Source organism: Pseudomonadota bacterium, assembly GCA_018817425.1.
Classification (GTDB): Bacteria; Desulfobacterota; Desulfobacteria; order Desulfobacterales; family RPRI01; genus RPRI01.
In genome coordinates this window covers 11,784-32,358 of record JAHITX010000014.1, presented here as the reverse complement: position 1 = coordinate 32,358, position 20,575 = coordinate 11,784, and the positions used below count along the sequence as shown (strand labels likewise).

Genomic DNA, 20,575 nt, shown 5'->3' with positions numbered 1-20,575 from the left:
ATGGCTGAAATAAAAACAAATGTAGATACAAACAGACAGAACCTGGCAGATATTATTCCTTTGCCAGCTCCTTTTACAGTCTATATAGAACAAACCAGGGTATGTAACATTAAGTGTTATTACTGCATTCATTCAACCAGAGACGATAAAAACAGTGAATTCAATAAACTGGGATACGAAGTAAAGCACATGCCTTCAGATGACTATAAAAAGGTAATCGGTGAACTGGCGACATTTCCTTCAGGGAGTATTAAGAGAATTGTTTTTTCCGGCCTCGGTGAACCTCTTGCAAATCCCCTTTTGCCTGATTTTGTAAAAATTGCGGCAGACAGTAAAATATCAGACAGGGTGGAAATAATAACAAACGGACTCCTGTTAAATAATGAGCTCTCCCTAAAATTGATTAAGTCAGGCATTACAAATATCAACATATCTGTTCAGGGCATAAATTCAAAACAATATGAAAAAACATGCGGTAAAAAAATAGATTTAAACAAGTTTCTTGACACTCTTAAGTATCTTTACAAAATAAAAGGTAAGGCTCAAATTTATATAAAAGCAATTGATGCTGCTTTTAAAAAGGACACAGATAAAGACGAGTTTTTAAAAATATTTTCGCCCTTTGCCGACAAAATCTATGTGGAACACATTGTTCAGATGCAGCAGCAGCACGATAAAATTCTTGACCAGGTTACAGCATCTAAAAACATGTATGGAGAAGAGTGTTCTGCAGATAGAAAAGTTTGTGGGCAATGTTTCTATTTTTTGCAGGTAGGCTGTGATCTTGACCTGTTTCCCTGTTCAATTCCCGGCCTGAGAAAGGGCTTTTCTGTAGGAAATTTAAATAAGAACTCCATCTTGGATATATGGAACGGAAAAAAAAGGATGTCTTTTTTAAAGATGATGCTCAAACTGGAAAAAGATAAAATGCCTGAATGTAAAACTTGCGTCTGCTACAATGTAATAACTGACGAGTCTGAATATCTTGATGATAAGACCCCTGAATTACTGATAAATATCTTTGGGAGAAATGAGCATGTCTGAAATAAAACCGATTTATGATGTTAACAGGGTTAAATTAGCAAACGTTGTTCCCCTTAATATCCCTTTTAGCATTTATTTATCCCCAACAAGTGTATGTAATTTTAAATGTATCTATTGTGCTCATTCACTTGAACTATCTGAAATGAAAAAAAGATATGGTTTTGTAAAAGAGACCATGACACTTGATACATATAAAAAGGCCTTTGAGCAGTTAAGCCGGTTTCCTAGTAAAATTAAACTACTATCCCTGACCGGACATGGCGAGCCTCTTCTTAACAAAAACATTGCCAAAATGGTTGAAATTGCAAAAGAAAGCAAGGCATTTGAAAGGGTTGAAATTATTACCAACGGCTCGCTTTTGTCAAAAGGTATGTCTGATGACTTAATATCCAGCGGAATAGATGCTGTTAAAATTTCCATACAAGGCATATCTTCTTTTAAATACCAGGAAATATCCAAAACCAATATAGATTTTAAAAAATTTATGGACAATATTAATTATTTTTACAAAAACAAAGAAGATACAAAGTTATTTGTAAAAATTCTGGATATTGCTCTTGAAAAAGATGAAGAAGAAAAGTTCTATAATCTTTTCTCTGGTTGCTCAGACAGGATGTTCATTGAAAAGGTACAAAAGACCTATGACGGAGTAAAAGCCACTGACAGCCTGGATATAAATTATGACAGACAAGGCAGGGTAATAGAAAAAAGGAAGGTGTGCCCTCTTGCATTTTTCATGCTTGGAATACTGCCTAATGGTGATGTAAAGCCATGTGACTCAGTTTATGTTCCTGTCGTGTTAGGCAATGTTAATTCTGACCGCATTACGGATATATGGCAAAGCGAAAAGCATCTTGACTTCTGGAGACTTCAGTTAACAAAAAAACGTTACACTAATGCACATTGCAAGGTTTGTTGCGCCCCTGACGATGTATCTCAACCGGAAGATGTCCTGGATGAAGACGCAGATATTATCTTAGAAAGATTACCTGAATGAATGCAGAGCAAATAAACGGACAGTCTGTAGGCGGCAAACGTACCAGACTGGCAGAAGCCATACCCCTTTACACACCTTTTATGGTGCAGATTTTCCCGGCCTATGCGTGTAACTTCAGGTGCAATTACTGCATTCATTCCCTGCCGAAAAAAGGCAGGGGCTTTATTGCCGACAAATCAATGATGGATTTTGATTTGTACAAAAAATGCATTGATGAGTTAGCCGAATTCCCTCAAAAGTTAAAAATGCTCCGATTTGCGGCCACAGGTGAGCCATTACTCCACCCCCAAATTGCAGAAATGGTTAAATATGCTAGGGATAAAAAGGTTGCAAAATCTTTCGACATTGTTACAAATGCGTCTCTTTTAACCAATGAATTGTCGGATAACTTAATAGAAGCAGGATTAGACTGGCTGAGAATTTCAATTCAGGGGTTATCATCTAAAAAATACAAAGAGATTTGCAGGGTAGATATTAATTTTGATAAATTTACAGAAAATATCAGATATTTTTATAAAAACAAAAAAGAATGCAAAATTTATATCAAAATCATTGACTGTGCATTAGAAGAAAATGAAAGAGAAAAATTCTACGATATATTTGGCAATATTTGCGATAAAATAGCGATAGAACACCTTGCTCCGGCAGTGCCAAATATTGACTATACAAAACTGAGCAACACACCTCTTGCCACCACACAAAACGGAAATGCCGTGCAAAATGCACAGATCTGCCCGCAGCCGTTTTATATGCTCCAAATTAACCCAGATGGCAATATCGTTCCGTGTTGCGGCATGCAAACACCCTTTGTATGTGGCAATTCACAAAAAGAAAACATATTTGATGTGTGGAACGGAGAAAATCTGAAAAAATTTCAATTTGCAATGTTAAAAAAACAAAAAAATAATATCTGCTCAAAATGTGAAGCCTATAAATTCGGAATGTTTGAAGAAGATGTCCTGGATGGTTATGAAGAAAGGATTATTGCAAATGGAAAATACCTCAATAAGAAAGTTCAGTGTTTATGAAAACTGGAAACAAATTAAAAGATAAACAAATTATTTCATTTATTGAAAATTTCTTAGTTAATTTCCAGCACGCAAAAAACAAGAGAATTGCACTGTATGGAACAGGTAATAATACATATATTTTAACTAAATACTTAAAGGAGTTTTTATTTACCGCGCTTTTAGACAGGGATCCTGAGAATGTAGGGTTAAAGATAAATGGTGTTTCGGTAATTACATTAGATGATGTAAAAAAGTATGCAGATTTAATTATTATTATTTCAAACGAAAATTATTGGGAAGTAATTTATAATCGTATCAGAGAACAAACCGAAAAATATAATATACCGGTATATTTTCAGGATGGTTCAAAGCCAGAAACTGAAGATATTGACTATGAAAATGATCCATACTGGAAGCTTACAAAAGAGCAAATTATTAAGAGTATAAAGGTTAGTGATATCATCTCTTTTGATGTATTTGATACCCTGCTTATGAGAAAGGTTCTTACGCCCGAAGACATTTTTTTAGTAGTCGAACAAAAGGTTTATGATTTATACGGAGAAACATTTGATTATGCACGATCCAGACGATACGCTGCGGCTCAATTACAACAGAAGACAGGATTTACATTTACATTAAATCAGGTATATGACCGGATGGTCAAAGATTTTGGGCTACCCGTTGAGTATAAAAATGATATCTGTAATCTGGAAATAGAAACTGAAAAACAATTTCTTACGCAAAGAAAAGATGTTGTTGATCTCTATAATTATGCTTTATCAGCAGGGAAATCTGTTTATCTTATATCAGATATGTACTTGCCAGAGGATGTTGTTGCTTTGATCCTGAAAGAAAATCAGATTACAGGCTATAAAAAACTTTTTCTTTCCTGCAATCAAGGAGCTGATAAAAATTCGGGTCAATTGTGGCGGATATTTTGTTCTGAAGTTCCAGGCAAAAAGATCCTTCATATCGGTGATAATCCTGAATCAGACGGGAACAGGGCAGAGGAATGCGGCATAAACGCTATAATCGTAAGATCGGCCTATGACTTATTTCGCACTTCATCAATATCTTCATTAGTCTCTCAAGCAAGAAATATGCAGGAGTCAATCATGATGGGGCTGATTATGGAAGTCCTTTTCAATTCACCTTTTGCATTATCCCACACTTCGGGAAAAGTTACATTTACAGATACCAAGGCATTAGGATTTGTGGCGTTCGGGCCCTTATTATCCGGTTATCTTTTCTGGCTCCTTTCAATAACAAGAGATAAATCGATTAAAAACATTCTGTTTTTTGCACGGGATGGTTTACTGCTGCTACGTTACTATAATCTGCTCACTAAATTATTAAACCTTAAAAACACAGCAAAGGGCATTTATTTCAAGACCTCTCGCAGGGCTGTTACTGTTCCCTCACTTTATTCCGATGCTGATATTAATCAATTAGTTGATCTCTCTTTTACCGGTACTTTCGCGGAATATACCTTTATTCGATTTGGCATATCAGCTTATAAAGATGATCCCCATAAGGATTTATTGATAAATACCAAAACAGAAAAAAGCCGAATCATAAATTATCTTGAACCCTATAGACGCGATATTCTTGAATCAGCTTCTAAGGAACGAACGGCTTATCTTCAGTATATCGACTCTTTAAACCTTGATATATCAAACACTGTATGTGCGGATACCCATTATAGTGGAACAAATCAATATTATCTGGGTAATTTAATCGGAAGACAGCTTCAGGGATACTATTTTTGCGCTCGAATGGGTAATTCTAATCCATACGGTATCGGTGGATATATTCAGGGATTATACCAAGGAAAAGGCGATATACAGACCGCTGATCAAAGCAGTGTAATGAGAAATAAACTGATAATTGAATCTGTGCTGGCAGCTCCGGAAGGTATGTACCTGTATTGCAAAGAAGATGGCAAATTCGTACAGGCTGAAGGTAAAATGAATCAAAAACGCTATAAAGACAAAATTGGCATACATTATGGTATAGGTGAGTTTATAAAAAATCTCGTTACCCTGCTGCCAAATCCTGTAGAAACTCTAATAGATTCTCACATTATTGAAGAAAGCTTTGGCATATTTTTTTCCAATAAGTGTTGCATTGTCAGCTCTATAACCGATAAATTTTATGCAGATGACGCATTTTCGTTCAATAAGGATATTCCCATTTGGGGATAGAATAGTAAAAAATTAAATGGTCTACAAGAAGCCATCATGTTATTTTTTGAATCTTCTTAGACTACTAATTTGAACAGGGGTTGGCGTGAATACAAAAATAAGTAAAACTCAAGCTATCAACAATAAAGAAATAGACGAAGTTCTCGATCAATTATCAAGCAAAAAGATTATTATCTACCCAGCAGGTGTGCTAGGACAACAATTACAGAAGACTCTTTCAGAATACGATATAGATATAGCATATTATGTAGATAGGGCTTATGAAAGCTTAAAATCGATCAATGGGGTTGTTGTCCATCCTCCTGACATTTTCAGCAAACTGGATTCTCAATTCCAGGTCATTATTTCAGTTAATTGGGAAACTCAATTTGAACTTTTAAAACAAGTGGTACTGGAACGAAACCATGAATTAAAAATACACGATGGCTGGGCTTTAAATCGAAGATTGAAGATGCCCATTTGTTCATCCAGAACAAAAGAAAAAAAGACGATCGATATATTCGAGTGTGAAAATTGCGGCTTTGAGCGTCATCACTGCAAAGTAGCTTCATCCTGCCTGAAAGAAATGGGAAATCATGTAGATATTAAAGATGACAGGCGAAGTACATCTTTTGGCTGGTTTGGATATATTGTCAGCCAAAAATGTACGTTGCGGTGTGAGCATTGCTGCGAACAAATTCCTCTTCTCATTGATAAAGGCTTTACACCTGTAGAATCTATTCTTTCTGATGTTAAGAAAATAGCAGATGCTTCATATTTTCTCAATTTTGTGGAATTGGTCGGCGGAGAACCTTTTCTGCATCCGCGCATAGAGGAATTGATAGAAGGATTACTGGAGATTGAAAATATTGGTTATATAAAATCTTTTACTAATGGCACAGTTATCCCTTCCGACAGATTATGTGATATTATGAAGAATACTCGGTTTATGCTTCAGGTATCAAATTATGAAAAGACCACGTCTGGCAAATTGCTTGATAATATTATTGCAACCAGAAGAAAACTAAATGAGCATGGAATTCCTTTTCTTTTTACAATAAATTTTGAGTGGCTTGATTTTAAAGACTTCAAAAAGCACGATGTGAAAAATGATTATCTCAAAAAAGCATTTTACCGCTGTTTCTTAAAAAATTGTCACCGTGCCTATAAAGGGAAGCTGTATCTTTGCCCACATCATTATGCGGGTATTCAATTGGGAAAAATTAAAGAATATTCGCACGAATGTATAGATATTCACAGTCACAATAACGGTAACCTTGGTCCAGTTCTCGAAAAATTTGAACATTTACCATTTATAGATGCTTGTCGTTACTGTGAATTAGCTTTTGATCCTAAACCGGTTCCTGCAGGGATACAATTGCCCGTCCCGAACGTAAACAATAGATATAAATAGAGGTAAAATCATGAGTTCTGAAAATATATCAAAAAAGCAGGCTCCGTCAGGAAGGCGTGTTAGGCTTGCCGACGTATTACCACTAGAAGCCCCGTTAGTTGTTCAAATCTTTGATACATATGTATGCAACCTTGCCTGCACTTTTTGTCATTATGGTCTGGGCAAAAACATACGGCCTAAATTGAGTTCTGAGACATTTATGGAGCTTTCTGTTTTTAAAAAACTTATAGATGAATTGGCTGAAATGCCGGAGAAAATTAAAATGCTGCGTTTCTGCGGAGCCGGAGAATCTTTACTTAATAAAAATATCGTCGAGTTTGTTCGCTATGCCGCAGATAAAAAAGTGTCTGATAAGCTGGAGTTAATTACAAATGGCACATTACTCACCCCTGAGATGTCAAAGAACTTGATTGATGCAGGATTGGAAAGATTAAGGATTTCCATTTATGGACTTTCAAATAAAAAGTATGAGGAGATTTGCAGAAGAAAGGTTGATTTTGATTCTATCGTTCGTAATGTGCAATATTTTTACCAGGAAAAAGAGCGAAAAAACAAGAACCTGAATGTTTATGTAAAAACTATGGACGTTGCACTGGATGATGAAAGTGACAAAAAACACTTTATTGATCTTTTTAAAGATTATTGTGATTCTTATGCGATTGAACAGGTTGTCCCGAATGTTCAGAAACTGGATTATTCAAAATGGTTGGATAAGACACCTAACTATAATGCGTTAGGCTTTAGTTTGCCGGATATAAACATATGTCCTCAGCCCTATCATTTAGTTACAGTATGCCCTGACGGAAGGGTTGTTCCCTGTTCTAATGAAACAATGATAGGCATAGGGAATATTAAGAAAGAAAGTTTTTTCGATATATGGAATGGTAAAATAATAAGGCAGGTACAGCAAAAGATGCTGGATGGCAGTAAAAACTATAAAGGCGTTGCCTGTGAGACTTGCTCTGTTGTGCAATGTCGACCATTTCCCGAAGATATACTTGATGATCACATAAATCGATTGAAAGAGATATATTCTTAGTAAATGATCTGGATGGTGTTCTGGAACACACATTAATTACATTTTAAAATAATCCTGTCAAATGGAGGTAAGCTATGAATTTATCCGGCAAATATAAAAATGATCAGGAGTTTATAATCAAGTCTGATGAATTTCTGAGTCAATTTGAAAAAAAAGAAATAATCTTCTGGGGAAAGGGACGAATGATTGTTCCCTTGCTCAGATATGCTGATGCTTTGAATATAAAATATATTGTGGACAGCAATAAAAATTTACATGGAACGGATTTTCTCGATTACAAAATTCTCTCTCCAGAGAGGTTAATAAACGAAGATAAACAAAACACAAGAATTATAATAATGCCAAATAACTCCCAGTATCGGGAAATTTCTAAAGAATTATTAAAAGCGGGATATGATAAAAACTGCTTTTGTACCTCAAGGGATTTTTTTACAGCTTACAGCTATTTCAAAAAAAACAAAATTGTTTTACCAAACCTTGAGTTTATTATCACAACTGTCTGTTCTTTAAAATGTAAACATTGCATTGCGCAGGTACCTTACCTTAATGAATACAAGTCTTATATTATGCCTTTTAAAGAAGTAAGAAAAAACATTGATAATGTATTCAAAGCAATTGATTACATAGGTATATTCCATTTAACAACAGGCGAAGTACTTTTACACCCTGAGCTGGATAAAATCATTGAATATATTTCAGAAAATTACAGGGATAAATATAACGAACTAACGTTTGTTACTAACGGAACGTTACTGCCGGATGAAAAGCTGCTTAAAGCCCTTCAAAAGCATATTGGTTCAATACAAATTTCACATTATGTTCACCCCGACATTCTAAAATTCTTAAAAGTTGATAATTTGAGATCTCTATTTAATGAATACGGTATAAAGCACTTTTTCAACAGCTTCGCAACAGGAGCACAAGAGGTAAGGTGGAATGATATAGGAGATTTGAGTCTGCCCAAAAACAGGTCTGAAAGAGAAAATGAAGAACTGTATCTGAATTGTTCTATGCGGATGTATAAATGTATGTTCGCAGATAAAATATATCCCTGCACTGCATCTTGTTCGGTATATACCGGAGGCATAAATGAGCTGTCACCAGGGAAAGAGCGGGTTGATTATGTTAAAACAACAGATAACCCGATAGATATAGTTAAGTTCTTTTTACAGGCAACTACTTATGACCAACCGCATATTTGCGGTTATTGCAATGGAGTTGGTTCTTATATAAATGATAAATTAATACCCGCAGGCGAACAATTATAATATTGCAGCAACCCATCAACAAAAGATTATTACCAGCATGTAAAAAATTAAAGTCCATAGTTTCTACAAACAATCTGGGTAATAAAAGAATACCTTAACATATAGAGGTTCAAGAATGGCAAAAAACTGGGAACCAATACTTGGAGTAAAGTGGTTCAGAGATATAGTAGCGGATACTCATAGGCAATATGGGGTTGAGGTGCACGAACACTTACCTGAAGAAACAGTTAATATGGAGCGTTTGGGCTATGATTCTGCAATTCGTCGTCCGCAGGAAACCAGAATGTTGAGAGACCTTGCAGAGTATTTCGGGGAATGGCCAACAAAATTGGTATTTCCTGAAGCCTATGCCGCGACCATAGAAAACGGCATGGTTATTGGCAATAGCGGCATGGTCATTACGCCGGATGGTTACCTGATTGCTGAAACAGGCAGTTTGATTGGAATTAATGATGGAAGGTGTTTGACAATTGAGCATATAAAGAAAAATATTAACTTACCCTATAAAGGTCACTTTAAAGGGAATCTGCTTTCCATGGCAAATCCCAGTGGGGGCTACGGACACCACCTCTGGGAGAGCTTTTTTCCTATGTTCTGGTTTGATGGTATGAATTTTAATTACGTAAATGTTGCGGAAGGTAGGAATTATGACAGAATGGTTGAATTTTTTGAGCCAATCGGGTTTCCCAAAGAGTATCTTTTAGCTATTAAACAAGGTGAATTTTTAACGGCAGATAAGGTATCTTTTTATGGTCCTCGCTCATATTACTTTCAAAGACGCCCTAAAAATATTCAAATGATTGAAGATCGCTTTGTGGGGCCACGACGTTCAAAGCTACCCGCTACAAAAAAGATATTCAGAATCGTGGGCGAAAAAACACACGGCGCTACGCGTGCAATGGGTGTTCAGGAGACCATCATGCTGTTTTTAAAGGAGCAGGGCTTTGAGTGTATTGACCCCGCAACTTTAAATTTAACTGAAAAAATAGACATATTTTCACAGGCCAGGTTCATTATAAATCCTGACGATAATGCATTTGTTTTTTCTGATAACAATGTCAAATTGGGACGCATTTTATCGCCCCATATAGGTTTGCTTATTAAAGTGTCAGGAACCGGATTTAACTACCATCCCGGATTAACAAATTCTCCACCATCTGTTATCTACCCTGATTTTTGCAAGGATAAAGGTTATTTTTTGAGTACGGATGGCAGCCTAGGAAAGATGACTGTGTTATCCTTTTTTCCACAAATATGCCGCGTGCATGGTGAAATTATGACAAAGACCCCTGAGTACTATGTTGACAAATATCTGGCCAGTACAATAGATCTGGAAAAATTCAAGGAGTTTTACAAATTGCTGGATGAGGCCTAAAAAATTTCCTTATAAAAAAACCCATTAAAGGACTAAATACATGAAATCCAAAATTATTGATCAGCTAATGAAAAAGGGAGGCGGAGCTTTCACAAGGAGATACGTTGGAAACTTGTCGTACGCTTACAAATGGTAAAATCGCATCATATTATGCTTTTATAGAAAATTTGTTCAAATCGAGAAACCACTTTTTTGCAGGAGGTTGACCAGAGACTATAATTATCATTCCTACGATGAGCGGAACATTCAATTGATGCCTGAAGCAGATCCAAAATTATTCAAAGAAGGGATAAGCTTTCCCCATGGTCATTTAGCCTATGCCCATCTCGAAGTGCTGAATCAATCCGCCCTAAGTGAATCCGATAAAGATCAGTTGATGCAGGAAGTAAGAAGATGTTTCAAAACAAAATACACCCAAGGGATGACCCATGAAATTGATCGCGCCATTGCTTTGATCAATGAAGGTGTTTTTTATCATCAGTGTAATCAGACAAATGGTTCTAAAATCCGTAATGAAAGTATCAACGCATTGGATCATTTTCATATTTCAGGGCTTTTGAAGAGGCTTCAGGAGGTGATGTTCTTCTTTCCTGAAAGAGAAGATTTAATGAACGCCTACAAAAAATGCGCCAACCAATTAAATGAGTGTGGATTATAAGGACGTTAATCGTTCAGGTTTTTAATCGATTCCTGGCTACCGCCTGATCATCGTCAACGCCCTTGCCATGCCAACGCGCAAGGTTGGGCGATTATGCCCGAATCTACGATACAGCTGCGGTGAAACGTTGTCTGTTTAAAGAGATAGATCTGAATAACTTTGAAATCGAAATTGTTAAAATTCAAATTTGTGGTCAGAGCACGCCCAATAAGCATCTTCTGAGCCATCTGGAGATTACGGCCATTAATTTACCCTACCGCGCTCTTGTACTAAAAAGAACAGCATAAACCATGGACAGGCAGAAATCGGGAAAAAGAAAACCAACACTGTTTCCGGTTGCGCCTTGCAGATATCTCCATATGAAGCCCAATTATTCAATTACACAAAATATTTAACAGTTAAAAGAACTTGGCATATTGATTGCTTAATTTTATGGTAAATCTTTTAGGATAAATTTTAAACAGAGGGATATCTCCACCATTAAACATTCAAACCTGATAGATCAGAAAAACAAAATGGACCCCAAACACTTTGCATTAATAGGTGCTGCCGGATATATCGCCCCGCAGCATATGAAAGCCATTCTGGAGACCGGGAATAAGCTGGTTGCCGCAGCAGACCCTAACGACTCAGTTGGCGTTATCGACAGCTATTTTCCCGAGGCAGCCTTTTTTACCGAATTTGAGCGCTTTGATCGCCACGCCGAAAAACTGCGTCGCAAGGAGAAACCCATTGATTATGTGAGTATCTGCTCCCCCAACTACCTACACGATGCCCATATCCGGTTCGCGTTACGCATCAAGGCCGAGGCGATATGCGAAAAGCCGCTGGCGCTCAATCCATGGAATCTGGACGCCCTGGCCGAACTCGAGGCCGAGTACGGCTGCCGGGTCTGGAATATCCTCCAACTTCGACTACATCCCAGCATCATTGCCTTGAAAGACAAGGTAGCTGTGGAAATTGCTAAAGATCCCCGAAAGATGTATGATATCGATCTGACCTATCTTACCTCCAGAGGCCGGTGGTATTCCGTAAGCTGGAAGGGCTATCCGGAGAAATCCGGGGGGATAGCTACGAACATCGGGGTTCACTTTTTTGACATGCTGACTTGGATTTTCGGCCCGGTGGAGATACATGTCGTGCACATCCATCACAAGGACACGGCTGCTGGCTATATTAAGCTGGCGCACGCCCGGGTACGCTGGTTTCTTAGTGTGAATGCCGAATATTTGCCCAATGAGGTAATAAGTGGTAATATGCGCACCTACCGGTCGATCACCGTGGACGGGGAGGAAATTGAATTCTCAGGCGGTTTTAAGGAGCTGCACACCCGAAGTTATGAGGCGATCCTGGCCGGGCAAGGGTTCGGCGTGGAGGAAGCGCGGTCGAGCATTGAGACGGTTCACAATATTCGCAATGCTGACGCCAAAGGGCTTATTGGTGAATACCATCCTTTCTGCCATAAAGTAAAATGAGGTTGGATATGTCTGAAATATTCATACACGAATTGGCCTGTGTAGACGATGGTGCAATAATTGGCGCAGGAACACGTATCTGGCACTGGACGCATATCAGCTCCACCGCTGTCATCGGAGAAAACTGCTCTATAGGGCAGAATGTGTTCGTGGCCGATGATGTTATTATTGGAAATAATTGTAAGCTTCAGAACAATGTTTCGATATATAAAGGTGTCACTCTTGAAGACGGAGTTTTTTGTGGTCCCTCCATGGTATTTACCAACATATACAACCCAAGAGCAGAAATTTCCAAAATGGATCAGGTACGCCCCACTCTAATTAAGAAAGGAGCGACATTAGGGGCCAACTGCACCATAGTATGCGGGCATACCATAGGCCAATCTGCATTTATCGGTGCAGGAGCAGTAATTACTAAAGACGTTCCCGATCATGCCCTAATAGTGGGTAATCCTGCAAAGCAAATTGGTTGGGTATGTGTATGCGGGGAACGGCTTACAGAAGATCTGGTTTGCACGACCTGCGGAAATCAATATAAAATGAGCGAGAAAGGTTTGAGAATAAAACTTAAACCATAAATCTGTTTTATAAAAACACTATGTCAAAGATTTGACTTCTTTTCCTATTTTACCACCCGCAAAAGATACGCACTATTTTCACGAAAGAGGTTTGAGCCAAGCAAATACCCAGAGCAAGAAACCAATCCCCACAACCTATTAATAGGGTAAACTTTAATGTACAGCTCATAAATTGCCTTACATTAAACCACCAGCTATGCTGGTGGTCGGTGATTATGCTTTTACTGTGATGGTGTTCTTTATGAAATACTTTCCACCTTCCTCATGGGGCATTGTTGTTCAAAGTGCCATCAGGCGTCACATCATCATCGTGGAAGTTTTGCACCCGCTGTTAAGTCTATATTAAGCTATTTTAAGTTTCTGGCACTAATGTTGCTAATATCATTTCGACAAAAAGGATTCGGTTTCCAAGATGCACACTAAAGGCTGTCTTATAGGGTGCTCTATGCAAACATTTGACAACAGAAAAGGTAGATTGGTACTCAACTGGTTATGATATTGGAAAATACCAGCAAGCGCCGGTAGCAAAGGAAACATTGTCATGAGCAAAAAAATAAAGAAAGTAAAAGCGAAAGAGAAAAAGTTGGGCAAACCTCTCATCTCGGCATGTATGATTGTAAAAAACGAAGAGGCACTGCTTCCTAATTGCCTGAAAAGCATAAGAGATGTAGTGGATGAAATTATCGTGGTTGATACCGGGTCTTCGGACAGCACAGTCGAGATAGCCAAAAGTTACGGTGCTAAGGTCTATCACCATCTCTGGGAAAATGATTTCAGCAAGCACCGCAATCAGTCTATTTCATACGCCACCGGCGAATGGATTCTGATAATAGATGCGGACGAAGAGCTGGAAGCAAAGACCGGCCATATTGTCAGGACGCTTGTCAGAAATGCTCCAACTGGAGTTATCTTATTTAAAGTAAGGAGTTACCTGGAGGATGGCGCATATTACAGTGAGGGGAGTTCGCCCAGATTATTCAAAAACGGTTTGGACATTTACTATCGTGGCAAGGTTCATAACCAAATAATTTTTAAAGAATCGCTTACTCCATCTCCGGTTGTACTATGGCATTACGGCTATGACCTGACCCCTGAGAAAAAGCGTACCAAGATTGAGCGTTCTCTTGCACTTTTGCGCCAGCAAGCAGCCGAGTGGCCCGATGATATTCCTACTCATCACCACCTGGCCATGACGCTGATGGCCGAAAAGGACTGGGAAGGAGCCTACCGGGAGGCAGCGCTCACCTTAGATATGGCCAGAGCTAAAGAAGAGCGCTCATCACAGCTTTCCTGGACATATTTTGTAGCTTCAAATTCACTTTTACAGATGCGAAGATTCGATGAAGCTAAAACCACCGGCCTTGAAGGTCTGGAGCGTTTTGTCTGGAGCATTGATCTTCATCATTGCCTGACTCAAATTTATTTTTCTGAAAATGATTATGACAACACCTTAAAGCACGGTTACACATTCCTGGACCTTTGTGAAAAGCTCACCACTGATATCAGCTTCTTTCCTGTATTTCAGTTTGAGACAGTGCATCAGGACTGGGTGGTTTACCGGAGCATGGGCTATGCAAGTATTTATTTGGGGAAGCAGGATCAAGGGGTCGTATTTTTAAAAAAGGCCGTAAAGAGTGTTTCAAAGAATGCGCGATTTCAAATCATAGAAGAAATAGGCATAAACATCTTGAAGCTAGGACTAAGCGATACAGCAATCGAAGTTCTGGAAATGCTTCCTACTGAACAAGTTGGTTTTTCCAAAGGTATTCACGCCCTGGCTAGGGCTTATAAAATGTCGGGTCGCAAAGATGAGGCCGTTTCCATCTATCAAAAACTTCAGGATCTCTTGCCGGAGGATACTGATATACCATTCCGTATGGGGTTGTTGCTTCTGGAGCTTTGCGATTACGATAGAGCATCCGGAGCGTTTGAAACTGTTGTGGCCAAAGCACCGGAGAATTCAGATGCTTTTATAAACTGGGGCATTGCTCTTGAAAAACAGCGGCTGTTTGAAAAGGCCGAAGACAAATACCGCAAAGTGTTACTGATTGATCCTGAATCTCCAAAGGCTGCCTTGAACCTCGGCCTGCTTTTGTTTCAAAAATCGTGTCATCAGGAAGCATTGCATTTTCTTGCAATAGCTTTTGCCGTTTATCCGGCAGATATTCACATAGCATTGACTCTTTCTATAGTCTGTCTGGAAACCGGGAATATCGAGGGCATGATAGGACCTTGCGAATCATTGCTCAGAATACTGGAATTACCATCGAATAGCATACTGCAATCCATATCGGATCTTGCAGACCTTTATTTGATGATTGCACACAGCTTTCTGGCCAAAAGTTGTGCATCGCCATTTGAAATGGCTGTAGATATCGGGCTCAGGCTGGGGCCGGGAAACACAGATATAATTGCTGATCTTACCCGTGAGTCTATTGAAAAGGGTGAATACGGCACGGCGGTTAGGCTACTGGAAACAGGTTTATCCCTGAATCCAAAGGATGAACGCTTGACAAGGCTTGCTCTACACTCCCAAACTATTTGTTAAAGTTTATCTCCTTCCGATTGATGAATCCGTAAGAAATCCGCAGATCGTGATTTTTTTTTAAAGTTTTTTTATCCTTCATCCGATAATTCAGCTAAAGGTTAAAACGATCCAATAAAAAATAAGGAGGTGATAAGCAAATTCTTATTGATAGGATCGTAAACATTTGGGCAGGGACGCCCGAAAATACTGAGCCGGATAAACGGCAAAAATCACATAAAATCAAGGAGGATTAAACAATGGGACTTAGAATTCAAAACAACATCGCAGCAATGAACGCACACAAGAATCTGCAGATCGCTGACAGCGGAATGAGCAAATCTCTTGAAAGACTTTCTTCAGGTTACCGGATTAACAGGGCGGCAGATGATGCCGCAGGACTGGCAATTTCTTCGGGAATGCGTGCGGATATCGCCAGTTACAAAGTGGCAAGCAGAAACACATCGGAAGCAAACTCGCTTTTACAGGTTGCAGAAGGTGCCATGGACCAGATCGGCAACATGCTTACCCGCTTAAAGGAACTCGGAACACAGGCTGCTTCAGCCAATGCATCGTCCAACCTGGACAAGATCGAGGCAGAAAAAGTACAGCTGATTAATGAAATTGATCGTATTGCAAACTCCAGCGAGTATGCAGGCAGTAAGCTGCTTGATGGAACCTTTGGTGCATCTTCGGCCGATTGGCAAACTACTGGTGCAACTACCACTGTCGCTCTTGATACAGTCAATGGCAACAAGTACACATTCACTGATGATAGTACAGATACCGAAACAATGAGTTTTTCATTCAGCAGCGATGTATCTAACCTTGCTGCGCAGACATACACTTTGTCAACCGGTGCTGCTACTATATCCTCAACTGTAGGTAGTGTTCTGATGACCGGTGCGACAGACGGTGCGGTATATGCTGGTTCCTACGATTCAGCAACCAATGCCATAACGTTCGCTGATATTGGATTGACTATAACCGGTGCTGGTACTCTAGCCGCAGCAGATATAGCTGATGATACTATCATAGTAGCCGATGTTGGTTATTCATCTATGTCGTTAGGAAGTTCCACTGCGACCGGAACTTGGACTATTACTAATGCTGGTGCTTCAAATTCCATGACACTTACTAATGGAACCACTGGAGCATCCCAAGCGGTTGCAACTACTGACGGCGTTGCACAAACACTGGACTTTGATCAGTTAGGTATCAAGCTAACTCTTGATTCAGGATATGCGGATGGCGACTATGATGCTGTAACCTTTGCCGTCGACAATTCCGGAGCGTCCACTTTCCAGGTAGGAGCTAAAAACACATCCAATGACCGGATTGACATAAGCGTTGGGGATGCCACGACAGGGTCGTCAGGTTTAAACATCAGCGGTATCGATCTAAGTACTGCAACAGGGGCGCAAGCTGCCTTAACAACCATTAACACAGCCATCGACACCCTTGCGTCACGGCGAGGTGATATCGGTGCGGCTCAGAACAGGCTTTCTTATGCCGCTGCGAACCTGGCAACTACAATTGAAAACTCTCAGGCGGCTGAATCTGTAATCCGTGATGTGGATATGGCCTCAGAAATGACGACTTTTACAAAGAACCAGATCCTGCTTCAGGCCGGTACTTCAATGCTGGCTCAGGCTAACATGGCGCCTCAGGGTGTTCTCTCATTGTTTGGATAATGAGGTCGTAAATACTTTTATAAAAAGAGCCATAAACAATTTTATCTTGGTAACTTGTAACTTAAACAAAAATCCCGTTTTCGGATTTCCGGAAACGGGATTTTTTATGGCAGGCATTTTGCTATGTATTTGGAAAGCAACAAAAGACTCAAGTTTTTAACAAATTTTTCCGATAAACGAAATATGGACCGGAATTATTTTCCGGTCTGTTTTGGTAACATATTAAAATGGAGGTAACATGGCTCTGAGCACCAACCTAATATCAGGTCTTTCGAGCGGATTTGACTGGCGGTCCATGATTGATTCGCTTATGGAAATTGAACACCGTCGAGTCGATCTTGTTACCGGAAAAAAAACTGAAACACAATCAAAACTTACCGAATGGCAGTCTTTAAACAGCAAATTGCTATCCTTAAAGACAGCAGTTGGTACTCTTAAGGATACCGATGATTTTAATATATTCAAAGCGTCTATGACAACTGATAGTTCAACAGTTAAAGCTTCCGACCTTCTGACTGTCAGTACATCCGATACGGCATCCATAGGTTCCTATTCACTAAAAGTCAATAATCTGGCTGCTGCCCAAAAACTGTCTTCAGGGTCATTTGCATCAATATCCGATGCTCTGGGATCAGATTACTCCGGTGATATCCTGATAAACGGAACTGCTATAAATATCGCAGCAACCGATACATTGGCTGATGTAAGCAATAAAATTAACAATGCAAATTCAGGCTCAAATCCGACCGGAGTTACATCCAGCATTATAAGCTATGGAACAGGTGACCACCGGTTGGTACTTACCAGTGATACAACAGGCGCTTCGGGAATCGGACTGCAAAACGGCGGAGTATCTGATATTCTTTATGAGTTTGGCTTTACAGATGCCGACAGAACTGCAAAAAACCATCTCACCGGTGGGGACCAGACGGATGGGTTCAGCAGTACCAGCATCTCCATAAAATCTCTTCTTAACCTTTCAACCACTCAAACCTCAAGCGCCGGGGAAATTATAATTAACGGCATGTCAATTGGCGATATAGATCTAAGCACAGACACCTTAAGCAGTTTGCAGACCAAATTTGCCGCTGCCGGCCTTACGGCTTCAATTACTTCCGAAACGGAAAATAACAACACATATTACAGACTGATGGTTGAAGGGGCCGCCAATACATATACTGATAAGAATAATATTCTTGAAACACTGGGTATAATAAAAGGCGGCGTTTCAGATGAATCAAGCGTAACAGGCGATATTGAAAACACAAGCGGTGGAGCTGTAATTACCTCAGATACTTTAATCATGGATATTGACGGCTATACCGGATTTCTGAATACAGATTACATACATCTGGAAGGCACGGATACGGATAACAATCCTGTATCAGATGATACTCTTATCATTACCGATACAACCACTTTAGGTGATCTTCTTTCAAAGATAGAATCGGCTTTTGGCAATGTAACCGCCTCTGTTAACGGTGACGGCAAATTAATGATTGTGAATAATACATCAGGAACCAGCTATCTTGACATAAGAATAGGAGTAAAAGATTCCGGCGGAACAGATGATACTACTCTCAAATTTGATACGGACGGCATCCTTTCCGGCACTGCCCGTAAACGTGAAATAGTTGCAGGAGCAGATGCTTCCGTTACATTGGACGGGGTAACTGTCACACGTTCTGAAAATGCGATTGACGATATAATTTCCGGCGTAACTCTGAATTTGTTGAAAGCCGATACCGAAACTACCGTTTCGCTTAATATACGTCGTGATACCGATGCCATTATATCAAATATCAGCAATTTTGTTTCCAGCTACAATAGTATTTCATCATATATTCAATCCCAATTTTCTTTTGATGAAACAACCCAGGAAACAGGAGGGATTCTTTTTGGAGACGGAACCCTGATATCGGTCAAATCGGATTTGACATCTATTTTAACACAGAGCGTCTGGGGTGTTTCATACGATTATTCCACAATGGGTTTAGTCGGCATAAATGTAGATAAGGACGGTAAGCTTAACATAGACAATGATAAACTAAGCGGCTATCTCAAAAGCAATTTTAATGATGTGAAGAAGCTTTTTACAGCAAGCAGCGAAGTAAGTGTTGGCACTATAAAGTATTTGGGACATTCTAATGATACCAATTATGGCGAGTACACGGTTAATATTGATACTGCTGCAACACAAAGTACATCGGATGCATCGGACAACACAAGTTTAAGCAGTGATGAAACCCTTACTATTACAGAAGGAAGCGGCACATCCGTCGTAAATCTTACCAGTTCAATGACCATGTCCCAAATGGTTAATGCTGTAAACAGTGAATTATCTACAGTCTATACTCAGATTATTTCAGGATCCGAACAGCTTTACGCCGATTCGGGCCAGGCAGCGGCAATAACCTCATCGACAAAATGGGATAGCGTTTATAACGCAACAGGCGATTCTGCCAATCTGGTCAATGGTGATGTAATTTCCTTTTCAGCGGTAGATCATAATGGAACCGAGATAAACGGGTCTTATACTATTTCGAATATTGCTGCAGATTCTGTTCAGGGTTTGCTTTCTTCCATAGAAACAGCTTTCGGAAATGAAGTTACGGCCGATATTAATGCATCAGGACAGATCTTGATAACAGATAATTCATCAGGAGCTAGCAGTGTTTCTTTGACATTTGATTTTACAAGCGCACACGATCTCGATTTTGGAACAGTACTTACTGCAAATACCGGTGGGCAGACAGGACGCTATGCTATGGGCATAACAGCATCTGTTGATGCCGGAAATCACATGGTTCTTAAACATAATAATTACGGAACGGGAAATTCATTTACAATCAGTCAGGCAAACAACCTGTTGTGGACAGGGGGTGACCAAACCGTTGACAATGGAGTGGATGTAGCCGGAACAATCAATGGTGAAACTGCAACCGGCAAAGGTCAGATGCTCGGGGGAAACAGCGGTGAGGCAAATATTGACGGTCTGTCTATAAAATATACCGGAACAACAACAGGTGAAATCGGTACCGTAAAACTTACCTTGGGAGTTGCAGAGTTATTTGACAGAAAACTTTTTGACATTACAGATCAATATGAAGGTTATGTCGGATTTAAACAAAAATCCCTTCAGGATAACATAGAAAGTTATGAAACCCAGATTGATCAAATGGAAGATCGTTTAGACCGAAAGATGGAAATGATGATCAACCGGTTTGTGGTTATGGAAACAGCCCTTGCAAAGATACAGAGCCAGAGCGATTGGTTGGCAGGCCAGATAAGTGCAGCTCAAAACGGTTGGGTGTAG

General features: G+C 39.5%; 14 protein-coding genes. All 14 read left to right on the top strand.

Annotation, left to right across the window (positions count from 1 at the left end):
- The 14 genes from KKC46_03175 (at position 1) to fliD (ending at position 20,575) form a co-directional block, all read left to right on the top strand.
- Entirely contained in the window at positions 1 to 1,044 is a 1,044-nt protein-coding gene (locus KKC46_03175) for a radical SAM/SPASM domain-containing protein (GenBank protein MBU1052817.1), read from the top strand.
- Complete coding sequence (locus KKC46_03170; protein MBU1052816.1) at positions 1,037 to 2,041, top strand: radical SAM protein; 1,005 nt, start codon at positions 1,037 to 1,039, stop codon at positions 2,039 to 2,041. Before KKC46_03175 ends, KKC46_03170 begins: the two co-directional genes overlap by 8 nt.
- Positions 2,038 to 3,069 carry a radical SAM protein gene (locus tag KKC46_03165; GenBank protein ID MBU1052815.1) on the top strand — a complete coding sequence of 344 codons (1,032 nt, stop codon included), beginning with the start codon at positions 2,038 to 2,040 and terminating at the stop codon, positions 3,067 to 3,069. Before KKC46_03170 ends, KKC46_03165 begins: the two co-directional genes overlap by 4 nt.
- Positions 3,066 to 5,255 (top strand): hypothetical protein, encoded by a 2,190-nt coding sequence (locus KKC46_03160; GenBank protein ID MBU1052814.1) that lies wholly within the window; start codon positions 3,066 to 3,068, stop codon positions 5,253 to 5,255. Before KKC46_03165 ends, KKC46_03160 begins: the two co-directional genes overlap by 4 nt.
- Before the next feature lie 85 nt (positions 5,256 to 5,340).
- A complete protein-coding gene (locus KKC46_03155) occupies positions 5,341 to 6,648 on the top strand; it encodes a radical SAM protein (GenBank protein MBU1052813.1) in 1,308 nt (435 codons plus the stop codon).
- A gap of 10 nt (positions 6,649 to 6,658) precedes the next feature.
- Positions 6,659 to 7,687, top strand: coding sequence for a radical SAM protein (locus tag KKC46_03150; GenBank protein ID MBU1052812.1), 1,029 nt, complete (start codon positions 6,659 to 6,661; stop codon positions 7,685 to 7,687).
- Positions 7,688 to 7,761: 74 nt separating this feature from the next.
- On the top strand, positions 7,762 to 8,955 hold the full coding sequence (locus tag KKC46_03145) for a radical SAM protein (protein MBU1052811.1): 1,194 nt from the start codon (positions 7,762 to 7,764) through the stop codon (positions 8,953 to 8,955).
- A 115-nt stretch (positions 8,956 to 9,070) separates the two neighbouring features.
- A complete protein-coding gene (locus tag KKC46_03140) occupies positions 9,071 to 10,330 on the top strand; it encodes a glycosyltransferase family 61 protein (GenBank protein ID MBU1052810.1) in 1,260 nt (419 codons plus the stop codon).
- A 253-nt stretch (positions 10,331 to 10,583) separates the two neighbouring features.
- Positions 10,584 to 10,988: a hypothetical protein gene (locus KKC46_03135; GenBank protein ID MBU1052809.1), complete on the top strand. Its 405-nt coding sequence runs from the start codon at positions 10,584 to 10,586 to the stop codon at positions 10,986 to 10,988.
- A 515-nt stretch (positions 10,989 to 11,503) separates the two neighbouring features.
- Positions 11,504 to 12,463: a Gfo/Idh/MocA family oxidoreductase gene (locus KKC46_03130; protein ID MBU1052808.1), complete on the top strand. Its 960-nt coding sequence runs from the start codon at positions 11,504 to 11,506 to the stop codon at positions 12,461 to 12,463.
- Positions 12,464 to 12,471: 8 nt separating this feature from the next.
- The gene (locus KKC46_03125; GenBank protein ID MBU1052807.1) at positions 12,472 to 13,041 is read left to right on the top strand and encodes an N-acetyltransferase; all 570 of its coding nucleotides are present in this window, start codon (positions 12,472 to 12,474) and stop codon (positions 13,039 to 13,041) included.
- A gap of 541 nt (positions 13,042 to 13,582) precedes the next feature.
- Positions 13,583 to 15,589 carry a glycosyltransferase gene (locus KKC46_03120; GenBank protein ID MBU1052806.1) on the top strand — a complete coding sequence of 669 codons (2,007 nt, stop codon included), beginning with the start codon at positions 13,583 to 13,585 and terminating at the stop codon, positions 15,587 to 15,589.
- 236 nt (positions 15,590 to 15,825) lie between these two features.
- Positions 15,826 to 17,259 (top strand): hypothetical protein, encoded by a 1,434-nt coding sequence (locus tag KKC46_03115; GenBank protein MBU1052805.1) that lies wholly within the window; start codon positions 15,826 to 15,828, stop codon positions 17,257 to 17,259.
- 238 nt (positions 17,260 to 17,497) lie between these two features.
- On the top strand, positions 17,498 to 20,575 hold the full coding sequence (fliD, locus tag KKC46_03110) for a flagellar filament capping protein FliD (protein ID MBU1052804.1): 3,078 nt from the start codon (positions 17,498 to 17,500) through the stop codon (positions 20,573 to 20,575).